The sequence below is a fragment of the Polynucleobacter sp. AP-Elch-400A-B2 genome (assembly GCF_018688355.1).
In the GTDB taxonomy this organism is placed as follows: Bacteria; Pseudomonadota; Gammaproteobacteria; order Burkholderiales; family Burkholderiaceae; genus Polynucleobacter.
This window is the reverse complement of sequence record NZ_CP061317.1, coordinates 158,632-175,025: the sequence shown is the minus strand read 5'-3', so window position 1 is coordinate 175,025 and position 16,394 is coordinate 158,632. Positions and strand designations below refer to the sequence as shown.

The 16,394-nt window shown below is 45.5% G+C and carries 16 protein-coding genes; 7 read left to right on the top strand and 9 right to left on the bottom strand.

Annotated features, from left to right (window positions below):
• Window positions 1-102 precede the first annotated feature (102 nt).
• The 6 genes from FD977_RS00975 to zapD are packed head-to-tail and all read left to right on the top strand — an operon-like array spanning window position 103 to window position 5,428.
• Window positions 103-1,392, top strand: coding sequence for an HlyC/CorC family transporter (locus FD977_RS00975; RefSeq protein WP_215305735.1), 1,290 nt, complete (start codon window positions 103-105; stop codon window positions 1,390-1,392).
• A complete protein-coding gene (locus tag FD977_RS00970) occupies window positions 1,389-2,459 on the top strand; it encodes a GspE/PulE family protein (RefSeq protein WP_215305734.1) in 1,071 nt (356 codons plus the stop codon). The genes FD977_RS00975 and FD977_RS00970 overlap by 4 nt, the downstream gene beginning before the upstream one ends.
• 5 nt (window positions 2,460-2,464) lie before the next feature.
• A complete protein-coding gene (locus tag FD977_RS00965; RefSeq protein WP_215305733.1) occupies window positions 2,465-3,523 on the top strand; it encodes a type II secretion system F family protein in 1,059 nt (352 codons plus the stop codon).
• Window positions 3,523-4,023: an A24 family peptidase gene (locus tag FD977_RS00960; protein WP_215305732.1), complete on the top strand. Its 501-nt coding sequence runs from the start codon at window positions 3,523-3,525 to the stop codon at window positions 4,021-4,023. Before FD977_RS00965 ends, FD977_RS00960 begins: the two co-directional genes overlap by 1 nt.
• A gap of 17 nt (window positions 4,024-4,040) precedes the next feature.
• Window positions 4,041-4,664, top strand: a complete 624-nt coding sequence (gene coaE / locus FD977_RS00955) for a dephospho-CoA kinase (RefSeq protein ID WP_215306990.1) — start codon at window positions 4,041-4,043, stop codon at window positions 4,662-4,664.
• An 11-nt stretch (window positions 4,665-4,675) separates the two neighbouring features.
• Window positions 4,676-5,428, top strand: a complete 753-nt coding sequence (zapD, locus tag FD977_RS00950; protein ID WP_215305731.1) for a cell division protein ZapD — start codon at window positions 4,676-4,678, stop codon at window positions 5,426-5,428.
• Here the strand turns inward: zapD and FD977_RS00945 are convergent.
• The 4 genes from FD977_RS00945 to secA all read right to left on the bottom strand — a co-directional run bounded on the left by FD977_RS00945 (window position 5,425) and on the right by secA (window position 10,792).
• Window positions 5,425-5,841, bottom strand: a complete 417-nt coding sequence (locus FD977_RS00945) for an NUDIX domain-containing protein (protein WP_215305730.1) — start codon at window positions 5,839-5,841, stop codon at window positions 5,425-5,427. The two genes, zapD and FD977_RS00945, sit on opposite strands and share 4 nt — an antisense overlap.
• An 8-nt stretch (window positions 5,842-5,849) precedes the next feature.
• The gene (locus FD977_RS00940) at window positions 5,850-6,710 is read right to left on the bottom strand and encodes an ATP-binding protein (RefSeq protein WP_215305729.1); all 861 of its coding nucleotides are present in this window, start codon (window positions 6,708-6,710) and stop codon (window positions 5,850-5,852) included.
• A gap of 11 nt (window positions 6,711-6,721) precedes the next feature.
• Window positions 6,722-7,957: a bifunctional glutamate N-acetyltransferase/amino-acid acetyltransferase ArgJ gene (gene argJ / locus FD977_RS00935; RefSeq protein ID WP_215305728.1), complete on the bottom strand. Its 1,236-nt coding sequence runs from the start codon at window positions 7,955-7,957 to the stop codon at window positions 6,722-6,724.
• Between the two features lie 69 nt (window positions 7,958-8,026).
• Window positions 8,027-10,792, bottom strand: a complete 2,766-nt coding sequence (gene secA / locus FD977_RS00930) for a preprotein translocase subunit SecA (protein ID WP_215305727.1) — start codon at window positions 10,790-10,792, stop codon at window positions 8,027-8,029.
• A gap of 24 nt (window positions 10,793-10,816) precedes the next feature.
• Between secA and FD977_RS00925 the strand changes: the two genes are divergently transcribed.
• The gene (locus FD977_RS00925; protein WP_251369504.1) at window positions 10,817-11,350 is read left to right on the top strand and encodes a hypothetical protein; all 534 of its coding nucleotides are present in this window, start codon (window positions 10,817-10,819) and stop codon (window positions 11,348-11,350) included.
• A gap of 2 nt (window positions 11,351-11,352) precedes the next feature.
• On the opposite strand, the gene lpxC is transcribed toward FD977_RS00925, so the two are convergent.
• The 5 genes from lpxC to FD977_RS00900 form a co-directional block, all read right to left on the bottom strand.
• On the bottom strand, window positions 11,353-12,267 hold the full coding sequence (gene lpxC / locus FD977_RS00920) for a UDP-3-O-acyl-N-acetylglucosamine deacetylase (protein ID WP_215305726.1): 915 nt from the start codon (window positions 12,265-12,267) through the stop codon (window positions 11,353-11,355).
• 27 nt (window positions 12,268-12,294) lie between these two features.
• Complete coding sequence (locus FD977_RS00915; RefSeq protein WP_215305725.1) at window positions 12,295-12,795, bottom strand: peroxiredoxin; 501 nt, start codon at window positions 12,793-12,795, stop codon at window positions 12,295-12,297.
• Between the two features lie 111 nt (window positions 12,796-12,906).
• On the bottom strand, window positions 12,907-14,247 hold the full coding sequence (gene ftsZ, locus FD977_RS00910; RefSeq protein ID WP_215305724.1) for a cell division protein FtsZ: 1,341 nt from the start codon (window positions 14,245-14,247) through the stop codon (window positions 12,907-12,909).
• A gap of 45 nt (window positions 14,248-14,292) precedes the next feature.
• Window positions 14,293-15,522, bottom strand: coding sequence for a cell division protein FtsA (gene ftsA, locus FD977_RS00905; protein ID WP_215305723.1), 1,230 nt, complete (start codon window positions 15,520-15,522; stop codon window positions 14,293-14,295).
• Window positions 15,523-15,531: 9 nt separating this feature from the next.
• A complete protein-coding gene (locus FD977_RS00900) occupies window positions 15,532-16,389 on the bottom strand; it encodes a cell division protein FtsQ/DivIB (protein WP_215305722.1) in 858 nt (285 codons plus the stop codon).
• Window positions 16,390-16,394: the final 5 nt, after the last annotated feature.

Below are 16,394 nucleotides of genomic sequence, written 5' to 3'. Positions count from 1 at the left end.
ACAGATTGAGGGATAAATTCATACAAGATTCTGATGCAGCTATAGCTAGTGAAATGGCACTTTGCTATATTGGTTGTTCCTTATTCTTTGCAGGCACAACTGATGGACACTTTTTTTGATGATTGGCCTTTTATTAGCCAAGTCGCATTAGTCCTATTTTTACTCGCACTATCCGGCTTCTTTTCTATGGCCGAAACCAGCATGCTTTCATCCAATCGTCATCGCCTGCGGGCCATGGCTCATGGTGGCAATGCTGGAGCTGCGCTTGCCGAGCGACTATTAAAGCGAATGGATTCACTGCTTTCAGTATTACTGATATCCAATAACCTCATCAATACCATCCTACCAATTTTAGTTACTGGTATTGCTTTACATATTTTTGGCGATAGCGGCCTGGTTTTATCCATTGCCACATTGGTTGTTGCTCTACTCATCATTATTTTTAGCGAGATCACCCCGAAAGTGATCGGTGCAGCTTTTCCAGAAAAAATTGCAACTAATGTTGGCTGGCTCATTCTCCCCCTCACTTTTGTACTCAAGCCACTACTCTGGTTTATTAATAGCTTTGTATCGGGGTTGATGAAGGTCTCAGGATTACAAGCTTCAACTGATAAGGGGGTTATGAGCAAAGAAGAATTGCGTAGCTTAGTTCTAGAATCCAATCGATTTGTTTCTGCACACCATCGCAATATCTTGCTCAATCTTTTCAATCTTGAAAATATTTTGGTTGATGATGTAATGACGCCGCGCTCCAAAATCGAAGCACTAGATCTCTCACGCCCTATTGAGGAGGTGATGGAACAATTAGAAACCTGCTATCACAATAAACTTCCAGTATGCGATGGTGACTCTGAGCGCATTGTCGGAATTTTATCCGTGAAAAAAGCACTCTCATTACTAGGCAATGCAGAGCTTCATCATGAAGACTTTAGATCCCTGCTTAATGAACCCTACTTCATTCCTAGTGGGACGCCCGTTCTGCAGCAAATGCAATTTTTCCAGGATAACCAACAGCGACTCAGCTTGGTAGTGAACGAATATGGCGAAGTCCTTGGTCTAGTCACTTTTGAAGACATCGTTGAAGAACTTATCGGCGAGTTCACCACCTCTTTTTCCAATCTCTCTAATGATCCTCATTGGCTTACTGATGGCACTTACCTTGCTAGCGGTACTGCCTCATTGCGAGATTTAAATCGCCTACTCAAGTTAAATCTTCCGCTCGATGGACCACGCACCCTAAATGGTCTAATCCTAGAAAAGCTCGAAGCAATTCCTGATTACGATGTCAGCATTCGAATTGCAGATGTGGTGATGGAAATCGTGCAATTTGATGAGCAGGGCGTGAAAACAGTAAAGCTATACCAACCTCTCACTCAATCTCATCAAGATTGAGTGACTTACTGCATGACTCTCACATTATTCGGACCTGGCATGACATCGCTGTTAATGCATTAAATCATCGGGCTACGGATATTCATATTGAGGCGAGATCTCAAGAAACAGTAGTGCGCACGAGGATCGATGGTCGCCTTACCCTACAAAACCAATACCCCATTGATTTTCATGAACGCCTAATCACACGCATCAAAATATTGGCACGTCTTGATATTGCAGAAAAACGTTTACCTCAAGATGGTCGACTTGTGATTGGCCATGACTTTAGCCACCCCAATATCGATTGCCGCGTATCCATTCTTCCCACCCTGCATGGTGAAAAAGCAGTCGTGCGTATTTTGCCTAGCTGCTTGGAAGAGTTGGCGCTAGATCAAATTGGCTTACTACCAGAGCAACTGGGAATAGTTCAAGAGGCGATTAGCCAAACCAATGGATTGATTCTGGTGACGGGGCCTACCGGAAGCGGTAAGACGCGAACCTTGTACAGCTGCTTGAGCTCATTGAATCACGTGCAACGCAATATTTGCTCAGTCGAAGATCCGATTGAAATTCGACTGCCTGGAATAAATCAAGTGGCCTACCACCCAAAAGCAGGATTAGATTTTCCAGTCATTATTCGCGCACTCCTGCGCCAAGATCCAGATGTCATCATGATCGGTGAAATACGGGATGCTGCCAGTGCGCAGATTGCTATTCAGGCGGCACAAACAGGGCATTTGGTTTTAAGTACTCTTCATACACGCAATGCCATTGGCGCATTAAGCCGACTCAAAAGTCTCGGAGTGGATCAAGAATCTATTGAATCCTGCCTTCGTTGCGTCAGCTCTCAAAGGTTAATTCGTAAACTCTGCAATCAATGCAATCTCAACCTCAGCAAGGCACCTTGTAAGCTTTGTAAGGGATCCGGCTATTTTGGGCGTATTGGTATCCATGAGGTTTTGGGGAGCAAGCAGTTATTTGAATCAGCTCAAGCGCTTGATATCTACTCAGCAGGAACGCAATTACTTAAATCCGGCTTAATAGATCAGATATCGCTAGATGCCGAGCTTGGCAGTTGGCATTAGTCCGAATGCTTTTCAAAAGAAAACTCAGTAAGTCTGAGCAACTCCATTTTGCAGAGCAGATGCTTGCACTGCTTCAGGCTGGACTTCCCCTGCTCAATGCCATCCAGCTATTAATTCAGTCTGCACCAAAACCCTGGCAAGCTTGGCTAGAGGATATTCGTGCACTACTTCAAAAGGGCAATAGCTTTTCTTTTTGCCTAAGCGCACAAGATGGAAAATTTTCCCCAGAATTTTCTAATCTCATTAGGGTCAGCGAGAGAACCGGTGATCTAGGCTTGGCGTTACGCACAATTTCACAACAACTGGAAGCCCAGATTGAGCTGCGAAGAAAAATACAGCAGTCCCTAACGTATCCCATCATCACTTTAGCAACATCTTTTCTACTTGTATTGGTGATGATGATTTGGGTTGTGCCCGTATTTAAAGAAGTCTTTGGGCATTTTCAGGCCGAGCTTCCAGCGCCAACCAGAATCCTCATCTCCATCTCCACAGGCGTCCAAAATTACTCTCTAGAAATATTATTTTGTATGCTGTTAATGGTGACAGGTTTTATGTCTATCTGGCTCCAATCAAGCTCGCTCCAAAAATATTGTGACGCCCTCTTATTGCGAACACCATTCTTTGGTAATCTCTTTAGACTGGCAACGCTCAGTCACTGGTGTCGTACCTTAGGTCATTTATTAGAGACGGGTTTACCACTCCCAGATGCGCTTAGAGTTACCGCACAATCCTCCAATCACTGGGTGAGTCATGACTTCAGTGCCGAGATATTTAAACACCTCACCCGAGGCTGGCCATTAGGAGAGTCGCTTAAACGAGCAGATCCTAAATCACGACTTCTTGACGTAGAAACATTACTACTCCTTCACATTGGCGCTGAAAGTGGTGCATTGGCTGAGATGTTAAATAAGCGTGCCACCACTCTTGGCGCCCAGCTTAGTAGCCAACTCAATGCACTTAGTCAAAGCTTGGAGCCTACATTAATTCTATTTGTTGGTGCCATCATTGGTAGCTTAGTCATAATCCTATATCTACCCATTTTTAATTTAGGACAAATCGTTTAGTGGATCACACAGTAAGTATCTGGATAATTCAATCTCTGCTGATACTGGCTTTGCTGTACTTGGCTTATATCGATTGGCGCACTTTCCGCCTACCGAATGCAATCACCCTCCCCTTGATTATTCTAGGGATTGCTTTCAACGCATTCTCAGACTTGCGCTTTACCACCCCAAGCTCGGCATTCATTGGAGCATTTCTAGGGTATGGTTTTTTATGGGTATTAAATACCGGCTATCGCCTCCTGAAAAACCGGGATGGGATTGGCATGGGTGACGCGAAGCTCCTAGCGGCTCTGGGTGCCTGGCTAGGCTGGAGCACCCTACCTAGCATCCTCCTCATGGCTTCCATTACAGGGATACTGGGTGGCATCATTTGGCTCAAATTACGAAGAGACCATTTGCGGGAAGCATTTCCTTTTGGCCCCTTTTTAGTTATTGCTGGCATCATTGAGTTGTTATGGCCTCAACTCATTCAAACTTGGATTCTGCCCAAGCTGATCTAAAAGCCTTGAAAGGGAAAATTTCCCTCATTGGCTTAACAGGTGGCATTGGGTCTGGCAAAACGGCAGTTAGTGATCTGCTGGGTGGGCATGGAGCCGGCATTATTGATACAGATAAGATCTCACATCAAATCACTGCTTCTGGCGGAACAGCTATCCCACTGATTACCAAGGCCTTCGGCGCGGACTTTATTGACCCCCATGGCGCTCTTAATCGATCCAAAATGCGGGCTCTAGTCTTCGAAGATTCCAGCGCCCGCCAGGTTTTAGAGCAAATCACCCACCCCTTGATTCAAGAGGAAACTGTTAAGCAAGCGCTTGAACTGGCCAAGTCTGGAGTGCCCTACCTGGTTTTTGTGGTGCCCCTGCTAATGGAATCTGGATTTTGGACGAAGCTCATTGACTATCTTGTGGTGGTAGATTGCCTAGAAAAAACCCAAATTCAACGAGTGATGCACCGCAACAATATGGCACGCTTAGATGTGGAAAATATTCTCAAAGCGCAAACTAGCCGAAATGCTCGTATAGCAGCAGCCAATGCTGTAATTGAAAATCAAGGTAGCTTAGATGAGCTCAAGCCAGCAGTTTTAAAACTGCACCAACAATTACTCAAAATCTTAGAAGAACCCTTAGGTTCGTCATAGAATATAGGCTTGTGATTGTCTACGAATACCCCTTTAATGAATTAGTTCGAAGCATGCTTCGGCTAGAGTATTTGTTCGCCCGCTTTAATCACTTTCTACGATCCGATGATCCCGAGCTACACCACAATGCCATTGCCATGTTGTTTGACCTGGGTGATATTGGTTCTCGAGGCGACATTAAATCCCTACTCCTCAAAGAATTTGAACGTCAAAAATACACCTTGAATGGTTTAAAGTCCTCCCAAAAAGTGGACCAAGAAGCCCTTACACAAACTCTTTCTGAAATTGACAAAGCTGCGCAAAATATCAATCAGTCTGTGGGTAAGCCCAACGCTGCAATTACTGAGAGTGAGTGGCTTAATGCTATCCGGACCCGATTAAATATTCCCGGTGGAACAAGTCCAATTGATTTACCTAGCTACCATGCCTGGAAAAACACTCCCTCAACTCAACGTAGAGAATTGTTAGACAAGTATGTTGCGCCGCTTTTGCCATGGCATGAAGCTTGCCAAATTTTCTTAAGACTACTGCGCCAATCTGGCGAGGCTAAAGATGTAGTAGCCCATCATGGTGCTTACCAACAAGCACCATCAGGCAAGGTGTATCAATTAATGCGCATTGCCGTTGAAGATGACGCCCTCTACTCAGAAATCAGCGCCAATAAATATCTACTCTCCATTCGCTTTCTGAAGATCGATCAAGATAAAAAACCGCAGACCATCAATGAGGATGTGCCTTTTAGACTCACCCTCTGCCAGCTCTAAATCTTTAGCTGTTTAAGCTTTTCTAGCATGGGCCATGCAGCTGGTAATAAAGGCTCCACCGTCGGAAGTGCATCTCCAAGCAACTGCCAAGAGAGCGCCTGACCCTCACAACCTGTAGGCACTCCAGACCATTTTCGAATGATGCTGACATGCAAGCGCACATAAGCATGTGGATAGTCATACTCTAAAACAACTAGCTCTTCGCTAGATTCGATATCTATTCCAAGTTCTTCTTGTAATTCACGTTTTAGTGCTGCAAATACAGATTCACCAGCTTCAATTTTTCCACCCGGCACCTCCCAATAGCCAGCATAAGGTTTACCCTCAGGGCGCTGGCCCATAAGAAAGCGACCTTCCGCATCCAACAGAATTCCGGCGGCAACCTCTGTCACAGGGCGATTAGAGTCACTCATGAAAATGATTAATTGGTATGCGAGCCGGCCCAGTGCTTAGCAAACTGCCAAGCTACACGACCAGAACGTGAGCCACGCTCTAGAGCCCAAACCAACGCTTCAGCTCTAGCACCCTCAATTTGCGCATCACTTAAACCAAAATGGCGTAACCAATGAGCCACAATTTCTAGATACTCGTCTTGTTTTGGTGGATAAAAAGAGAGCCACAAACCAAAACGCTCTGATAGAGAAATTTTTTCCTCCACAACTTCACCCGGGTGAATTTCTCCATCATCGCTATGAACATAACTCTCGTTGTCTTTCATATATTCAGGCAAGAGATGGCGTCGATTAGAAGTGGCATAGATCAAAATATTGTCTACCTGAGCTGACACAGAGCCATCTAAGGCAGACTTCATCGCCTTATAACCAGACTCACCATCTTCAAATGAGAGGTCATCACAAAAAATAATGAACCGCTCTGATCGATCAGCCAATAAATCGGTGATATCAGCCAAGTCAGCTAGATGCTCTTTTTCAACCTCAACTAAGCGCAAGCCCTGGCTAGCAAACTCATGCAAGCTAGCTTTAATAAGTGATGATTTTCCTGTACCACGTGCACCCGTTAACAAAATATTATTCGCAGGTTTCTTCTGAATAAAATTTTTCGTATTGTCACGAATCGCATCACGTTGACGATCGATATTTTTTAGATCTTCGAAAGAGATATCAGCGACATGTTTTACTGGTTGCAAAAATCCAATACTTCCAAAGATGCTATCGCGACGACGCCATCTAAAAGCAGTTGAAGATTTCCACTGCTCTTCGGTCAATGCTTTAGGCAGAAATGTCTCAAGATGACCTAAGAGTTGCTCTAATTTTTCATTCATTTCACGAATTCCTATGAGCGGTAATCAGCATTAATGGAAACGTAGTCATGTGATAAGTCACAGGTCCACATTGTTTCTTGCGCTGATCCGCGACCTAAATCAATTTTGATGGTAATTTCTGGAGCCTGCATTACCCTCTGACCATCGACCTCTTGGTAATCAGGATTGCGGCCACCATTCTTTGCAACCCACACATCTCCAAGCCACATTTGCACTTGGCTCACGTCAAGATCCGTAATGCCAGCATAGCCAATCGCAGCAAGGATACGGCCTAAGTTAGGATCGCTCGCAAAGAAGGCAGTCTTTACTAAAGGTGAGTGGGCAATTGCCTCTGCTACCAAGCGACACTCTTCTTTAGTCTTGCCACCTTGCACATCAATCGTAATAAATTTTGTTGCGCCCTCACCGTCTCTCACAATCATTTGAGCAAGCTTACGCGCAAGATCAATTAATGCAGTCCTAACTACGCCATAACTAACATCATCCCTTGATTTAATTTGCACGGCTGATTGACCAGTTGCCATGATGATGAATGAGTCATTGGTCGAAGTATCGCCATCAATCGTAATTGCGTTAAATGACTGATCCGCAATCTCTTGAGTCAAGGCAGTAAGTAGGCCCGGTGCAAAACCAACATCAGTTGCGATGAATCCCAGCATGGTCGCCATATTCGGATGAATCATTCCTGCACCCTTGCAGATACCAGTAATAGTCACCGGGCCAGCTTGAGTCTCTACTGTCATCGACGTCGCTTTAGGCTGCGTATCCGTTGTCATGATGGCTTCTGCCGCATCAAACCAATGGTCTTCGCCTAGATTGGCGACTGCTTTAGGTAAAGCAGAAATCAATTTATCAATTGGAAGTGGCTCTAGAATCACGCCGGTTGAAAACGGTAGAATTTGTTCTGGGTTGAGCTTAAGCTCTTTTGCTAACTCGGCACAAGTTCTTGCGGCATCCTGCATACCCCGTTCACCGGTTCCTGCATTGGCATTACCCGTGTTCACCACCAGCGCCCGAATCTCGCCCTTTGCACCATCCAAAGCCAAATGCTCTCGGCAAACCTGAACTGGCGCAGCGCAGAAACGATTTAAGGTAAAAACACCAGCTACTTGTGAACCAGGGGCCAAGGTCATTACTAATAAATCCTTGCGATTGGCTTTTTTAATTCCAGCTTCAGAGATGCCCATCTGAAAACCTTTAACAGGCTTTAGTAGGTCTTTTTGGGGGATTGGTAAGTTAACTGTCATGATTTGACAATTGTAGATGAGGCATTGTAGAGCTGCCGGGTCTGGCAACTCTTTTTAATCCCAATTGATTTAACTTAATGCGCCGCAGCAGTTCTTATACTTCTTACCACTTCCGCAGGTGCAAGGATCATTACGACCCACCTTAGGACCAGCGCGTAATGGCGCTGGAGCTATTGCAATAGCTGCACCACGATCGCCAGTCGACCCAGCTAACTCAAGATCCGCATCAGCATGTTGATACTGTACATCTGAGAGTTTGGCTAAATCCTCATTGATTGACTCTGCGGCCTCATCTAACTCACTGGCACTACGAATCTGTACTGTCATGATGCTCTTCACAACATCATTCTTGATGACATTGAGTAACTCACCATAGAGCTCAAATGCTTCGCGACGGTACTCCTGCTTTGGATCCTTTTGAGCGTAACCACGTAAATGGATGCCTTGGCGCAAATGGTCTAAAGCAGCTAAGTGTTCACGCCAATGGGTATCTAAACTGTAGAGTAAAACTGAGCGTTCAAACCCAGCGAAAGATGTGCGTCCAGAGAGCTCTACTTTTGCATCATAAGTTTCTAATGCGGCCGCCAGTACGCGATCAACAATTTGCTCATCGTCCATGGATGCAGCATTTTCAACCCAATTTTTCAGATCAACCGTTAAGCTCCAGTCGCTAGCCAATGCATTCTCAAGGCCAACTAAGTCCCACTGCTCTTCCATAGACTCCAAAGGAATGTATAGAGCACAAATGCCACGCAATACATCTTCGCGCAAGTTAGCAATCAGCTCACCAACATCGGCGCTTTCGAGGACTTCATTTCTGAGGCGATAAGTTTCTTTACGCTGATCATTAGCAACGTCGTCGTATTCTAGCAATTGCTTACGAATATCAAAGTTGCGACCTTCGACCTTGCGCTGAGCAGACTCAATGGAGCGAGTTACCATGCCTGCTTCAATCGGCTCGCCATCCGGCATCTTGAGGCGATCCATGACTGCACGTAGACGGTCTCCAGCAAAAATGCGCAAAAGCGAATCATCTAAAGAAAGATAAAAACGAGAAGATCCTGGGTCACCCTGACGACCAGCACGACCGCGAAGCTGATTATCGATACGACGACTCTCGTGGCGCTCTGTACCAATAATATGCAAACCGCCAGCAACTAATACTTGATCATGCAAGCTTTGCCATTCGTCCTGCAAAGTCTTAATCTTGGCTGCTTTTTCTACATCAGGTAGACCGGCATCCGCTTCGATCAAAGAAGATTGTTTACCAACGTTTCCACCTAAAACGATATCCGTTCCACGACCCGCCATATTCGTAGCAATAGTAATCATCTTAGGTCTACCAGCTTGCGCAATAATCTCGGCTTCGCGAGCATGCTGTTTCGCATTCAAAACTTGATGGGGTAGTTGACGTTGACCTAACAAGCCCGCAATGAGTTCTGAGTTCTCAATCGAAGTTGTACCCACTAAGACAGGTTGACCACGCTTATAGCAATCCTCAATATCCTTAATCACTGCGTCGTAACGCTCGCGCGATGTCTTATAGATCTGATCTTGGCGATCTTTCCTTTGGCTAATCCGATTTGGAGGAATGACTACAGTCTCAAGACTATAGATTTCCTTGAACTCATAAGCTTCAGTATCGGCAGTACCAGTCATACCGGCCAGCTTGCCGTACATACGGAAGTAGTTCTGGAAAGTGATCGTGGCTAGCGTCTGATTCTCATTCTGAATCTGCACACCTTCTTTTGCCTCTACAGCTTGATGTAAACCATCAGACCAACGACGACCCTGCATTAAGCGTCCCGTGAACTCATCAACAATGATGACTTCATTATTTTGAACAACATATTGCTGATCGCGGTTGTACAAAGTATGAGCACGCAATGCTGCGTAAACGTGATGCATCAAAGTAATATTTTGCGGGGAATATAAAGAGCCACCATCGTTCAAAGCGCCAATCTCAACCAAGACTGTTTCAGCCTTGTCATGGCCGCGCTCTGTTAAATAGACTTGATGGGACTTTTCATCAACCCAGTAGTCGCCTGGCTTTTCAACACCAGTACCATCTGCTTTCTCTTCACCAATTTGGCGCTCTAAATAGGCAGGCAGTGCATTGATCTTGATATACAAATCAGTGTGATCTTCGGCCTGACCCGAAATGATTAATGGGGTACGTGCCTCATCAATCAAAATAGAATCTACTTCGTCAACAATTGCATAAGCTAGGCCACGCTGAACACGCTGACCCAAGTCTTGCACCATATTGTCGCGAAGGTAGTCAAAACCAAATTCGTTGTTAGTTCCGTAAGTAATGTCAGCCGCATAAGCTTCTTGCTTGGTGGTGTGATCCATTTGAGATAGATTCACACCCACTTTCATGCCTAAGAAGTTATAAAGCGTTGACATCCACTCAGCATCACGCTGAGCCAAATAATCATTCACTGTAATGACGTGGACACCCTTGCCAGTGAGAGCATTCAGATATACGGGAAGCGTAGCTGTTAAGGTCTTACCTTCTCCAGTGCCCATTTCAGCAATCTTGCCTTGATGTAATGCGAGACCACCCATCATCTGCGCATCAAAATGGCGCATCTTCATCACGCGTGTACTTGCTTCACGAACTACAGCGAAAGCTTCTGGAGCAATATCATCCAATGATTCACCCGCAGCTAAACGTGACTTGAACTCAGCAGTTTTTGCTTGCAGTGCGGCATCATCCAAAGCTTGCATGCTAGGCTCGAAAGCACTAACTTTGGCAACTACTTTGCGATACTGTTTTAAGAGGCGGTCGTTACGACTGCCAACCAGGGTTTTAAGAAGACCGATTACCATGGGAAATTGAAGTAAATTAAGACCTTGAGTTTATCACCCGCACCCTCTTTTTATATGAACTTTGCTCCCAAACCTATCCGTACGAAAGCCGCCCATGAGTGGTTGGAGTATTTGCGCGAGTCAGAGGGCTTGGGCGGAATTTTGGCCAAAACCGAAGATCTGGCCAAACTCAAAATTGCCCTGAAAGCAGCCTTATTCGAATTAGATTTAGATAACTTAGCGCCGAAAATTGAGGCCGGATGGCGTTCTGGAGCTCAAAATGAGCTTTTTTTAATGGTAAACGGGGCGAGTATTGCAACCCGCCTTCAGCAAGTTTTACCTAGTTTAATCAATGAGTTAGCTAAAAAAGGTGTCGTCTGCGCTAGCATTAAGGTACGCCTTAAGCCAGCGCCACCCACCTGGGAAATCCAGCCCCGGGAGAGACTCCAAACCAATCAAAAACCCAGAGGCTTTAATGCAGTTGCAAGGGCTTCTTGGGAATCATTGTTGGATAGATTGGCACCGGATTCGGAGCTACGCAAGGCGGTTGAACGCCTACTCCAGAGCAAGCCTAAATAAACCTAGAAAAAGAGGGGTTGACTCTCTTTGGAATAGGCTGAGGGAGCCTTATTTTCTTGAAAACTGCTAATTTCATAAGCACTAGGATCTTCCAAAAGCTTACGCAAGAGCGCGTTATTTAAGGCGTGTCCTGATTTTTCAGCAACATAGGAACCCACAATCGGATGTCCAACTAAATACAGGTCGCCAATGGCGTCCAAAATTTTATGGCGCACAAACTCATCTTCATAACGTAACTCTTCATTATTCAGGATGCGATGCTCATCGAGCACAATCGCGTTATCTAAACTTCCGCCACGCGCCAATCCCATCTCTCGCAAGGCCTCAACCTCATGAGCAAAACCAAAAGTGCGAGCACGTCCAATCTCACTTCGATAGGCATGTTCTGCAAAGTCCACAACAAAGCGCTGACCAGTCTTATCTACTGCCGGATGTTTAAAGTCGATTGTGAAATCTAACTTAAAACCAAAGAAAGGCTCTAGGCGCGCAAGCTTATCGCCATCCTTCACTTCTACAGATTTTTTAATCACCACAAACTGTCTTGGTGCTTCTTGCTCTGCAATACCAGCTGACTCCATCAAAAACAGAAATGAAGCTGCACTACCATCCATGATGGGCACTTCTTCACCATCAAGCTCAATTAATAAATTATCAAGTCCTAAACCTGCACAAGCTGAAAGTAAATGCTCCACCGTGGAAATACGCACGCCATCTTTTTGTATTACCGAGGCCAGGCGGGTATCACAAACCGCCAGAGCAGTGGCCGGTACAACCGATTGCTCTGGGGTATCTACACGAACAAATGCAATTCCTGAATTTACCGGCGCAGGCTTAATAGATAAAGTCACCTTACGCCCAGAGTGCAAACCAATACCCACGGTTCTAATCGGGGTGGCGATTGTGCGTTGCTTCATCATGATTTATCTAAATTCAGGAATGATTGATTAAAGTTTTTTCAAGATTGAAGCGGCATCGCTCACTTCAAATTTGCCAGGCGCTTCACGATCCAAGGTTGTAACAACACCATCTTCAACAATCATGGCGTAGCGATCTGAACGAACACCCAAACCGCGAGCAATCAAATCTAGCTCTAGGCCAAGTTTCTTAGTAAATTCAGCGCTACCATCACCTAACATGCGAATCTTTTTACCAACTTTTTGATCTCGTCCCCAAGCACCCATTACAAATGGATCATTTACTGAAATACACCAAATTTCATCAACACCTTTTGCTTTGATTGCATCGAAGTGCTCAACATAGCTTGGAACATGCTTTGCTGAACAAGTTGGTGTGAATGCACCAGGCAAAGCAAAGATCACAATCTTTTTACCGGCAGTGAGTTTTTCAACTTCAAATGCGTTTGGTCCAATAGCGCAACCCTCACTAGCTTCATCTAAAAACTCATAAAGAGTAGCGTTTGGTAACTTTTGTCCGACTGCAATCATAAATTCTCCAATTAAATAGTTGTCATGAGTATGCCAACGCTAGCGCGGGATTCGTCGTCCGGAGGGGCGCCGCGCTGGCATTCTGCACAACCTATTGTATTGAGCAGTGGTTTAGTCTGCTTGCTTACGTAAAAAAGCCGGGATTTCGTAGTAATCAGCACCTTTATCAAGCATGGTTTTAGCCTGTGGCGAGCTATCAGCACCTAATGTAGGAGCTGGTGTAGCTTCCCGTGAACTGCGGAATACACGTGGCAAATCATATTGACTGTAATCAACACCGCTAGCTGTTGGTTGAGTAGCAATCGAAGGAGCGCTTCCCGCACCTGTCATTGCCAAGCCTGCGCTCGTGCTCAAAGCTGAGTCAAGATTGACTTTACTCATTGCTGCTGAAGCACTTGCTGGTGCAAAGCTATTTAAATCAGCCATGGTTGGCATCGCATCATGCGTACCAGTAGCTTGTCTCCAAACTACTTCCGGTTGATGATGCTGGCGTGCTTGTGGATTATTCAGACCAGTAGCGACAACAGTGACGCGCAATGCATCACCCAGGCTTTCGTCATACACAGTACCGAAGATTACAGTAGCGTCATCTGCAGCATAGCCACGAATTGCGGCCATAACTTCGCGAGTCTCAGACAATTTCAATGAACGGCTAGCAGTAATGTTGACCAGCACACCACGTGCACCAGACAAATCAACGCCCTCGAGTAGTGGTGAAGCAACTGCAGCCTCAGCAGCTAAGCGTGCACGATCCATGCCAGAAACTGTTGCAGTTCCCATCATTGCCTTGCCTTGTTCACCCATGACTGTTTTTACGTCCTCAAAGTCGACGTTGATCAAACCTTGCACGTTAATGATTTCTGCAATACCTGAAACAGCGTTATGCAATACATCATCAGCACAGGCGAATGCCTTATCAAACTCTGCATCTTCACCCATGACTTCAAAGAGCTTTTCATTGAGAACTACGATCAATGAATCAACATATGCTTCGAGCTCGATAGCACCATTCTCCGCAACCTTGAGACGCTTAACGCCTTCAAAGTCAAATGGCTTGCTAATTACACCAACAGTCAAAATACCCATCTCTTTAGCAACTTGAGCAACGATTGGCGCTGCACCAGTTCCCGTGCCACCCCCCATACCGGCGGTAATAAACACCATATGTGCGCCTTGCAATGTATCTGCAATACGTGCTCGCGCTTCTTCAGCTGAAGCTGCACCGATTTCAGGTTTTGCGCCAGCACCGAGTCCGCTAGAGCCTAGTTGCAAATTCACAGATGCCTCAGAACGCTGTAAAGCGCCAGCATCGGTGTTCATGCAAATAAACTCTACGCCGTTAACACCGCGACGAATCATGTGCTGAACTGCGTTACCACCTGCACCGCCAACTCCAACCACTTTAATAATGGTTTTGCCGGCTATTTCCTGATCTAACATTTCAAATTCCATATACCCTCCTAGGTAATAAGTACTACATTGACGACGACGAAAAACTTAAAAATTTCCTGCGAACCATTCCTTCATGCGCGCAATTACACTCTGCAACGCGCCTGATTGTGATACTCGACGGCCACGCAATAACTGCGCCTGGCCTTCCATTAATAAACCGATGCTGGTAGCAAAACGGGGGCTACGTAGAACCTCATGCAGGTGGCCACGGTACTCGGGGGTTCCGATACGCGCTGGACGCAAGAACACTTGCTCAGCAAGCTCAACCATTCCCGGCATTAAAGAGGTGCCACCAGTCAGCACGATTCCTGAAGACACCATATCTTCGTAACCAGAGTCACGCACAACGCCTCGAACTAAGGTAAATAACTCTTCTACTCGTGGCTCGATTACGGCAGCTAAAGCTTGCTTTGACATCGGGCGTGGATCACGATCTCCAACACCTGGGACATCAATCATGGTGGCTGGATCGGCCATATCTTGGCGAGCAATACCATATTGAATCTTGAGATCTTCCGCATCAATAGTCGGGGTACGCAATGCCATAGCAATGTCATTGGTAATTTGATCTCCTGCAATCGGGATCACTGCAGTATGTCGAATAGAACCCTGGCAATAAATCGCAATATCAGTTGTACCACCACCAATATCAACTAAAACAACACCTAACTCTTTTTCATCTTCAGTTAATACAGCTAAGCTAGAAGCTAGGGGCTGCAAAATAAGATCATTTACCTCCAAGCCACAACGACGCACACACTTCACAATATTTTGTGCGGCACTAACAGCACCAGTAACAATATGTACTTTTACTTCCAGACGTAAACCACTCATACCAATTGGCTCGCGTACATCTTCCTGTCCATCAATAATGAATTCTTGAACAAGAATATGAAGGATTTGTTGATCCGTTGGAATGTTGATTGCTTTGGCAGTTTCTAAAACACGCTCTACATCGCCAGCGCTAACTTCTTTATCGCGTATTGCCACCATACCGCTAGAGTTAAAGCTCACAATGTGATTTCCAGCAATACCCGTAAAGACCTGTACGATCTGGCGGTCGGCCATGACTTCAGCCTCTTCAAGCGCTTTCTGAATAGACTGAACAGTAGCTTCAATATTGACAACTACACCCTTCTTCAAACCTTTGGATGCAGTTTGGCCAACGCCAACCACATTAAATTGGCCATCTGGCGCTAATTCAGCAACCAAAGCAACCACCTTGGAGGTTCCAATATCTAATCCGACCAATAAATCGCGGTTGTCTTTACTCATTCTCATTCCTCATTGCTTCTGCTCACTTTTTTTGCCATCTGCTTCGTTTTTTTTCAAACTTGCCGAAGCAAGATGTACCGCAAAACCATTTGCATAGCGCAGATCGATTGCATCTACTCGGTTAGCCCACTTCTCCCGAACCTGCGGCCAATACTTGAATAGACGCGCTACCCGATCCTCAGTTAATGTTTTGTCTGAATTCTCTTCATCCCGACCAAACTCCACTTTCATGCCATTGGATAACTTCACGTGCCAGGCATAGCGCTCAGAAAGGGTTAAGCTTTTCACTTCTGTACTCCAAGGCATAAACCAAGCGTTCGCCCTCTCGTACAAACGCATCACTTCTTTGCTTGCATCGTCTGGCCCCGAGAAATCAACCAAAGAAATACCATCCCCCACATCAGAGACTCGCCCAGCAAAGAGTTCCCCATGGGTATTCATTAAAGTTTGACTATCAGCTCCGCCCCAGGTACCAAAAGGTTTTTGCTCCTCAATACTCACAATTAATCCGTTAGGCCAAACTCTGCGAACGTTGGCATGACGCACCCAAGGCATCGACTCAAAGCCACGCTTCACATCTTCTAATTTCACGCTAAAGAAATTACCCTGGACAGTCTCTAAGACCTGCTGTTTAACTACAGGCTTATTAATGTGTTTGAGCGTTTGGCCAGCCACCGGCTCTATTACGACTTGGCGCAATGCAAATACCGGGCGCTGACTCAACCACACCAAAATTCCAAGGAAAATCATGACTGCAAAACAGCGCATCAAGAAACGGCTCAACTTTTGCATCCGCTCTGCATGATTCCAAAGTGGAGATGCCAATGAAGTAAATACTTCACTGAAAGCGTTTATTAAGGAGCTCATCCAAC